Source organism: Pseudogracilibacillus sp. SO30301A (assembly GCF_037072025.1).
Lineage (GTDB): Bacteria > Bacillota > Bacilli > Bacillales > Amphibacillaceae > Pseudogracilibacillus.
In genome coordinates this window covers 1-1514 of sequence record NZ_JAXHDD010000126.1, presented here as the reverse complement: position 1 = coordinate 1514, position 1514 = coordinate 1, and the positions used below count along the sequence as shown (strand labels likewise).

General features: G+C 37.6%; 2 protein-coding genes. Both read left to right on the top strand.

Going from position 1 to position 1514, the window contains the following annotated elements; genetic code table 11:
- A partial coding sequence (locus tag SPD89_RS22720) for a transposase (RefSeq protein ID WP_336264223.1) occupies positions 1-370 on the top strand: 370 nt, incomplete at its 5' end.
- On the top strand, positions 367-1257 hold the full coding sequence (locus tag SPD89_RS22715; protein ID WP_336264222.1) for an IS3 family transposase: 891 nt from the start codon (positions 367-369) through the stop codon (positions 1255-1257). The genes SPD89_RS22720 and SPD89_RS22715, both read left to right, overlap by 4 nt.
- The last annotated feature ends 257 nt before the right edge of the window (positions 1258-1514 follow it).

Here is a 1514-nt window from a genome sequence, read left to right as displayed (position 1 = left end):
TAGTAGTAGACTAGAATTCGGACACGCACTAGCGGGATTTGTTATACTATATTTAACAAATGGGGGCGTGTCTATAATGACGAGAAAATATGATCGTGATTTTAAGGAGTATATTGCGAAACTTGTAGTGGATGAAAACATAACTCAAGCAGAATTGTCTAGAGAGCATGATGTACCATCAACTACAATTGGGCGCTGGGTAAAAAATTATCGATTAGAAAAAGCTAAAGAAAACGGTGGAGTTCAGTTTGTTACGCCGACAGAGCATAAACAGCGTGAAAGTGAACTACTAATTCAAATAAAGGAATTAGAAGAGGAAAATGCGATATTAAAAAAGGTAGCGCATATCTTCATGAAAGACCCCAAGTGATTTATGGTTTTATTCTTGAACATAGCCGTGTGTTTGAGATCAAGAAGATGTGCGAAGTACTAGGGGTATCAACGAGCGGGTATTACGATTGGGAAAAAAGAGAGCCGAGTGATCAACAGAAAAGAAAAGAGAATATTATGAGACATATAGAGCATATATTCTATGATAATTATGAATCGTACGGTAGTCCTAGAATAACAAGGGCACTAAAGAAAATGGGATTCAATATAACGGAAAGAACCGTCGGTCGTTATATGAGTGAGATGGGATTAAGGGCTATTCCTGAGGAAAAATTTGTCGTTACCACTGATTCTAAACACGACAATAAAATTTACCCTAATATTCTAGACCGTGACTTTAATACGGAAGCACCAGATGAATCGTGGGCAACAGATATCACTTATATTTGGACATCCCAAGGCTGGTTGTATTTAGCGGTTGTAATGGACTTGTTTTCAAGGAAAATAGTTGGATGGCATATGGATGAGTTTTTAAATAAGGAGCTCGCCACAACTGCACTAGAACGAGCATTAATGTTCAGAGAACCATCGGAAAATTTAATTCATCATTCTGATCGTGGTGTCCAATATACATCAAATGATTATATTGATTTATTAACTGAAAACGATATTCAAATTAGCATGAGTCGCAAAGGTGATTGTTTTGATAATGCATGTGTAGAATCCTTTTTTGCGACCTTGAAAAAGGAACTAGTTTACCGTCACCGATTTAAAACGCGTGAAGAGGCAAAGATTGAAATTTGGAAGTATATCGCACGTTTTTACAATGAGAGAAGAATGCATTCCACTCTAGGATATTTATCACCCAATGAGTATGAAAGAGCATATTTTGAATCCGTAAAGGCGTCAAATCCAAAGGCTGCATAACTAACTAATAGAGCAGCCAACTAGAACAATTTGACATGGGGTAGTGGCATGTTAGCCTAAAAGAGGCAAGCCGGATTCTTTTTAAATCTGGCTTCCTGGCTAGAACACATGCCACGAAGGGGGTCCCATGTCAAATTGTGAGGGATTTCTGGAATCCCACAATGCACAAAAATCCCTGTAAAATACCTTACAGCTTAATTAGTGTAAATTTGCCTTCGGGAGAATGATCACGTAAATACACAGGGATTGTAGATTTA